The organism is Gaiella sp., assembly GCF_039915195.1.
Taxonomy (GTDB): Bacteria; Actinomycetota; Thermoleophilia; order Gaiellales; family Gaiellaceae; genus Gaiella.
Window position 1 is genome coordinate 1 of sequence record NZ_JBDSNT010000093.1, and the last position, 6,390, is coordinate 6,390.

Genomic DNA, 6,390 nt, shown 5'->3' on the forward strand with positions numbered 1-6,390 from the left:
CGTCGAGCGTGCGATCCTCGCAGGGGACACCGAGACGGGGGTCACGATTCACGAGACTGTGAAGGAGCTCGATGCGGGCCCGATTGCGGCTCAGCGGGCGTTTCCGATCGGAGACGGGGACGATGCCGCCGCGATCTTCGCGCAGGCGGCGCGGTTCGCCGTTGAACTGCTCGACGACGTTCTTGCAGAAAGTTCGCGGCACTTCGTCCCCCAGGCGACCGAGGGCGTCAGTTATGCCGAGAAGATCGTTAGCGACGATCGCAAACTCGACCTCGCCGATGACCCGGTCGCGCTCGTCCGTCGCGTCCGTGCCCTGTCACCTCACATCGGTGCTCGCGCCGACCTCCACAGCAGGCCTGTGACGATCTGGCGAGCGCGGATCGGGGAGGCCGGCGCATTCGAGCCGCTCGAGGTTCAGCCGGATGGTGGCCAGCGGATGGACGCGGCCGCGTGGCTTCGCGGGCTGCGGTGAAAGCTGCGACGATCTCGCCGGCGCGGTCTGCGGCGTACGATGTCATCCGGCGCGTGTTCGAGCACGAGGCCTACACCGATCGCGCACTTCGGACGGCCGCGGCCGCGCTCGACGATCGCGACCGCTCGCTCGCTCGTCAGCTCGCGTACGGGACGGTGCAGAGAGCCAGGACTCTCGACTACGTGATCGAGACGGTGGGTCGGCGGCCCGTCCGGAAGCTCGACGAGCCGGTGCGCGCCGCGTTGCGACTCGGTGCGTTCCAGCTCGCATTTCTCGACGGCGTTCCACGGTACGCGGCGGTCAATGAGTCCGTCGAGCTCGTCCGACGCGCACGGCTCGAGCGCGCGGTGCCCTTTACGAACGCGGTTTTGCGGCGCCTCGCCGACGAGGGCAGGGGGTGTGTCGAGGCGTTGCCGGAATCCACGCCGGAGGAGGCTGCCCTTCGCCACTCGTACCCCGACTGGGTGGCCGAGACGTGGTGGCGCGACCTCGGTGCGGAAGGGGCATTGGCATTGATGCAGGCCCAGAATCAGGCGCCGCCGACCGTCGTCCGGCTCGTTCGAGGCCCGATCGAAGGCCGTCCCGACGCTGACGTTCCGGGGGCGTGGCACGTCGACCACATGGACGACCGGATGTTCGAGGAGGGCTGCGTCTGGCCGCAGAGCGTCGGCTCTCAGCTCGCCGGGCGCTGTGTCGGCTCGCAGACAGGAGATCGTGTTCTCGACCTGTGCGCCGCCCCGGGCGGCAAGGCGACGATGCTGGCCGGCGACGTGGTTGCGGTGGAGGCGAGTGCGTCTCGCGCCCGCGAGCTCGAGGAGAACGTTCGTCGCCTCGGCGCGACGAACGTCCGGGTCGTCTGTGCCGACGGCCGTGAGCTGCCGCTCGACCTGACGGGCTTCGATCGTGCTCTGGTCGACGCGCCCTGCTCGGGTCTCGGCGTGCTCGCCGCGCGACCCGATCTCCGCTGGCGCTCCCAGCCTCTTCCCGAGCTGCAGCTCGAGCTGCTGCGTGCGGCGGCCGCGCGCGTCCGCTCCGGCGGGACGATCGTCTACTCCGTGTGCACCGTCAACCGCGACGAAGCCGAGGCCGTCGTCGACGCCGCGGGCCTCGAGGTCGACGCCACGCTGGCCGAGGAGTGGCCGCAGTTTCGCCACGGCACACGGCCCGAGTTCCTCCAAACGCTCCCGCACGTTCATCGCACGAGTGGCTTCTTCATCGCCCGGCTCCGCGTCCCCTGAGGGCCGAACTTTGTGACATTCCGTCACAAGGTTCGAGCTGTCGGCCGTCGTGAACCCCCGTAGGATCGTGGCATGGGTTGGGACACCTGGATTGGCGAGAAGGGCGCGGTCGCGCCGTCGCTGTATGCCGCCGACTTCACACGCCTCGGCGAGCAGATCGACGCGCTTCTCGCCGCGGGCTGCCGGATCTTCCACTTCGACGTCGGTGACGGTCACTTCATCCCGCCCGTGACGATCGGCCCCGTCGTGCTTCGTTCGATCGCGCCGATGATCCACGCCGCAGGCGGTGTGATCGACTGCCACCTGATGGTCACCGACCCGGCCCACCACTTTCCCGAGTTCGCGTCCTCCGGAGCGGACTCGGTGACGTTCCACGTCGAGGCGACGGATGACCCCCGGGGCGTCGGCGCGGCTGCGCGCGCGGTCGGGCTGGCAGTCGGTGTCGCCTTCAACCCGGTCACCGTTGTGGTTGACGCCGTCGCATTCGCCGAGGAAGCGGGAGCGGAGCTCGCGCTCTGCATGAGCATCGTTCCTGGCTACTCCGGACAGCCGTTTCTGCCCGAGTCGTGCGTGAGGATCGCCGAGCTCGCGGCGCTCGTCGAGGTACCGATCCAGGTCGACGGAGGCGTGGGCGAGGAGAACATCGCCGCCGTCCGGGCTGCCGGGGCACGGGTGTTCGTGGCCGGCAACGCCGTGTTCGCCGATCCCGATCCCGTGGCTGCGTACCGACGCATCGCCGCCGCCGGGGTATGAGCCTCGACCGCGCGCTCGAGCTTGCGGCCGCCGTCGCGGGCATCGCCTATCCGAACCCAACCGTCGGCGCTGTCGTCGTCGCCGATGGGGCGGTCGTCGGGGAAGGCGTCACGGAGCCCTACGGGGGCCGGCACGGTGAGATCGCGGCGCTCGCAATGGCGGGCGACCGTGCCCGTGGTGCAACGCTCTACGTGACGATGGAACCGTGCGCCCATCACGGCAAGACGCCGCCGTGTGTCGACGCGATCGTGGCTGCAGGCGTCGCACGCGTCGTAGCCGGATGCCTCGATCCGAACCCTGAGGCTGCTGGAGGGCTCGAGCTGCTTCGAGGAGCCGGCGTCGCGGCGGAACTGGTCGACCGCTTCGCGGCGCGGCGACAGAACGAGGCGTGGCGTACCTGGAAAGCTTCTGCGCGACCGTTCGTCACGTACAAGGTGGCGACCACGCTCGACGGGAGGGTGACCGTGCCGGGGTCTCGTTGGGTGACGGGCGAGGAGTCACGACGGCTCGTCCATGAGCTCCGCGCCGCCTCGGACGCGGTGGCGGTCGGGATGGGAACCGTACGAGACGATGCGCCGCGTCTCGACGCGCGAGATGTCCCGGTCGTGCGACAGCCACGGCGCCTCGCATTCGGTCGTGGGCCGCTTCCACCCGGATCCGACCTCGAGCTCCGGTCGGGCCCGCTTGCCGCGGAGCTCGACGCTCTCGCCGCTGACGGCGTCCAGTCGATGCTCCTCGAGGGGGGCCCGACGCTTGCCACCGCGTTCCTGAAAGCGGATCTCATCGACAAGCTCCTCGTCTTCGTTGCTCCGACGCTCGCGGGGGAGGGGCGAAGGTTTCTCGACGAGCTCTCCGAGTCGAGATCGGTCTCCCACCTCAAGGCCCGACCGATCGGCGGGGACGTGCTTCTCGAGGCCTACGTTCACGCCCCGTGAAGTAGCCTTCTGGCATGTTCACGGGAATCGTCCGGGAGGTCGGCACGATCGCCGCCGTTACCGGTGGTGACGCGGGCATTCGACTCGAGATCGAAGCGCCCGCGACGGCTCCGCTCGTCGAGGTCGGCGGCTCCGTCGCGATCAACGGCGTGTGTCTCACCGCCGAGCGTGTCGAGCCGGATCGATTGACCTTCCACGCAGTGCCGGAGACGCTCTCGCGATCGACTCTCGGCTCGTTCGGTCGAGGTACGGCAGTCAACCTCGAGCCTGCCTTGCGCGCCGGTGACGCGATGGGTGGCCACATCGTTCAGGGCCACGTCGATGGGCTCGGGAGAGTGCAGTCGATCGAGATCGAGGGCGAAGGGCTCCGCGTCATCGTCGAGGCCCCCGCTGACACGCTCCGCTACCTTGTCGAGAAGGGCTCCATCACCGTCGAGGGCGTCTCGTTGACGGTTGCGGAACTGCACGACGATGCGTTCGGTCTGGCACTCGTCCCGCACACGATCGCGGCGACGACGCTCGCCCGGCTCGTACCCGGGCAGATCGTGAACCTCGAGGTCGACGTGCTTGCCAAGTACGTCGAGCGCTTGCTGTCGCATCGCGGATGACGGCTGCGGGACGAACTCTCCGGCGGGGTACGATGCGTCCGTGAGCACCGAGGCACCCAACTCCGTCTTCGCATCCGTCGAGGTGGCGATCGAGGAGGTTCGTGCCGGCCGTTTCGTCGTCGTCGTCGACGACGAGGATCGCGAGAACGAGGGAGATCTCACGATCGCTGCGCAGTTCGTCACGCCCGAGGCCGTCAACTTCATGGCGACCCACGGTCGCGGACTTATCTGCCTCTGCCTCACGCCCGAACGATGCGAGGAGCTCGGGCTCCGTCAGATGACCGACCAGAACGAGACGCCCTTCGGAACCGCCTTCACCGTCTCGATCGAGGCACGGGAGGGGGTATCGACCGGGATCTCGGCGCACGATCGCGCGCACACGATCCAGGTCGCGATCGACCCGACCTCGACGGCCTACGACCTCGTCCAGCCTGGCCACGTTTTCCCGCTGCGAGCCCGCACCGGCGGTGTGTTGCAGCGCTCCGGGCAGACCGAGGCAGCTGTCGACCTCGCGCGTCTCGCAGGCCTGTTCTCGGCCGGAGTGGTCTGCGAGATCATGAACGAGGACGGAACGATGGCGCGCGTTTCCGACCTGATCGGCTACTGCGAGCAGCACGGGCTCAAGATGGTCACGGTCGCCGACCTGATCGAGTATCGGCGGAAGCACGAGAAGCTCGTCGAGCGCGTCGTCTCGGTGAAGCTCCCGACCGAGCACGGCGCCTTCCAGGCGGTTGCGTACGAGGAGGTGTTGACGGGGAAGCATCACGTCGCACTCGTCAAGGGTGACGTCGACGGAGCCGAGGACGTGCTCGTGCGCGTGCACTCCGAATGCCTTACCGGCGACGTGTTCCACTCGCAGCGCTGCGACTGTGGAGAGCAGCTCGATCGTGCACTTCGGATCATCGAGGAAGAGGGGAAAGGCGTGCTGCTCTACCTCGCCCAGGAGGGACGCGGGATCGGCCTCGTCAACAAGCTCAAGGCGTACGAGCTCCAGGAGCAGGGGCTCGATACTGTCGAGGCAAACCTTCGCCTCGGGTTCGCGGCCGACGCGCGCGAGTACGGCATCGGCTCCCAGATCCTCGCCGACCTCGGGCTGACGACGATCCGGGTTCTCACGAACAACCCGAAGAAGATCAGCGGAATCTCCGGCTTCGGCCTCTCTGTCGTCTCGCAGGAGCCGATCGAGATCGAGCCGAATCCCGAGAATCGCGACTACCTCGAGTCGAAGCGCGACAAGATGGGCCACACGATCGGCGGGCCCGAGCAATGCCAGCAGATCCGGTTTGACACCTAGTGCGCATCTCGCAACACTGAACAGGAGGAAGGATTGTCGTGAGATGCCGCACTACCGCGATCGACATGGAGTGGGGCGTCCCGCAACGATCATTTCGGGCCTACCGTTGCGGGACACCTCGCGAGACCTCCTGAGCGATCGTTAGTCTGGTGCCGCATGAGTGACCGATACGAATCGCCGCGCTGGGACGACGAGCCCAGTGACCTTCCTGCGAGCGACGAGTCCGTCCGGGAGGCGCTCGACGAGGCCGAGAGCGGAGCGGATCTCGAGGCGTCGAGCGAGAACGTCCTCGGCGGCTGGCCTGCGGTCGATCCGCTCGATGTCGACGACGGTGCTGCATCCGACGACGAGCAGGCGGTCGATGATGAGGAGCCGGCAACGGTCACCGAGGCTGCCCCTGAACCCGTCGTCCTCTCCGATCATGTTTCTGCGTCCTCGCAGCACGCTCCCGGTGACCTCACGGTGCCGCCGGGCTACGCAGTGCTCGAAGGTGAGGCGAAGGGTGAGAGCAGGCGTGTGGGCATCGTCGTCGCGCGCTTCAACGGCGACGCCACGACGGCGCTGCTCGAATCGGCACTCTCGGAGCTCGACGCCCGAGGCGTCACGCCGGATTCCGTCACCGTGATGCCCGTCCCGGGTGCCTTCGAGCTACCGCTCGCTGCAATGGCGCTCGCGAAGACGCGGCGCTTCAGCTGCATCGTCGCCCTCGGGTGCGTGATTCGCGGCGACACACCGCACTTCGACTACGTCTCGAGCGAGGCCGCGAGCGGGTTGCAGCTGGCGGCGATCGAGACGGGTGTCCCGGTCGCGTTCGGCCTGCTCACGCTCGACCGGGCCGACCAGGCCGAGAGTCGCTACGACAAGGGGGCCGAGGCGGTTCGTACCGGCCTCGAGATGGCGGATCTCTTCGCCAACCTCCGCGCCGCCGCATCCCGGTAGGGGCGACGCACACGCTCGCGCGAGCGAAGCGGATGCGGGCGATGGTGGACGCGGGCGATGGTGGACGCGGGCGACGCTGGACGCGGGCGACGCTGGACGCGGGCGACGCTGGATGCGGGCGACGGTGGACGCGGGCGACGGTGGACGCGGG

General features: G+C 68.4%; 7 protein-coding genes. All 7 read left to right on the forward strand.

What is annotated here, in order from left to right; all coding sequences use genetic code 11:
* Nucleotides 1–472: formyltransferase family protein (locus tag ABIR74_RS09265; RefSeq protein WP_348177336.1), on the forward strand; the 472-nt coding region annotated here is incomplete at its 5' end.
* A complete protein-coding gene (locus tag ABIR74_RS09270; protein WP_348177350.1) occupies nt 469–1,710 on the forward strand; it encodes a transcription antitermination factor NusB in 1,242 nt (413 codons plus the stop codon). The genes ABIR74_RS09265 and ABIR74_RS09270, both read left to right, overlap by 4 nt.
* Nucleotides 1,711–1,782: 72 nt before the next feature.
* Nucleotides 1,783–2,463, forward strand: a complete 681-nt coding sequence (locus ABIR74_RS09275) for a ribulose-phosphate 3-epimerase (RefSeq protein WP_348177338.1) — start codon at nt 1,783–1,785, stop codon at nt 2,461–2,463.
* On the forward strand, nt 2,460–3,398 hold the full coding sequence (gene ribD, locus ABIR74_RS09280; RefSeq protein ID WP_348177341.1) for a bifunctional diaminohydroxyphosphoribosylaminopyrimidine deaminase/5-amino-6-(5-phosphoribosylamino)uracil reductase RibD: 939 nt from the start codon (nt 2,460–2,462) through the stop codon (nt 3,396–3,398). The genes ABIR74_RS09275 and ribD overlap by 4 nt, the downstream gene beginning before the upstream one ends.
* Before the next feature lie 14 nt (nt 3,399–3,412).
* The gene (locus tag ABIR74_RS09285; RefSeq protein WP_348177343.1) at nt 3,413–4,006 is read left to right on the forward strand and encodes a riboflavin synthase; all 594 of its coding nucleotides are present in this window, start codon (nt 3,413–3,415) and stop codon (nt 4,004–4,006) included.
* A 40-nt stretch (nt 4,007–4,046) separates the two neighbouring features.
* Entirely contained in the window at nt 4,047–5,300 is a 1,254-nt protein-coding gene (locus tag ABIR74_RS09290) for a bifunctional 3,4-dihydroxy-2-butanone-4-phosphate synthase/GTP cyclohydrolase II (protein WP_348177345.1), read from the forward strand.
* Between the two features lie 156 nt (nt 5,301–5,456).
* Nucleotides 5,457–6,239, forward strand: coding sequence for a 6,7-dimethyl-8-ribityllumazine synthase (gene ribH, locus ABIR74_RS09295; RefSeq protein ID WP_348177348.1), 783 nt, complete (start codon nt 5,457–5,459; stop codon nt 6,237–6,239).
* Nucleotides 6,240–6,390: the final 151 nt, after the last annotated feature.

Bases quoted from the DNA above. Each gene is read 5' to 3' on its own strand.
- ribD (WP_348177341.1), top strand. From the start codon at position 2,460: ATGAGCCTCGACCGCGCGCTCGAGCTTGCGGCCGCCGTCGCGGGCATC.
- ABIR74_RS09275 (WP_348177338.1), top strand. From the start codon at position 1,783: ATGGGTTGGGACACCTGGATTGGCGAGAAGGGCGCGGTCGCGCCGTCG.
- ABIR74_RS09285 (WP_348177343.1), top strand. From the start codon at position 3,413: ATGTTCACGGGAATCGTCCGGGAGGTCGGCACGATCGCCGCCGTTACC.
- ribH (WP_348177348.1), top strand. From the start codon at position 5,457: ATGAGTGACCGATACGAATCGCCGCGCTGGGACGACGAGCCCAGTGAC.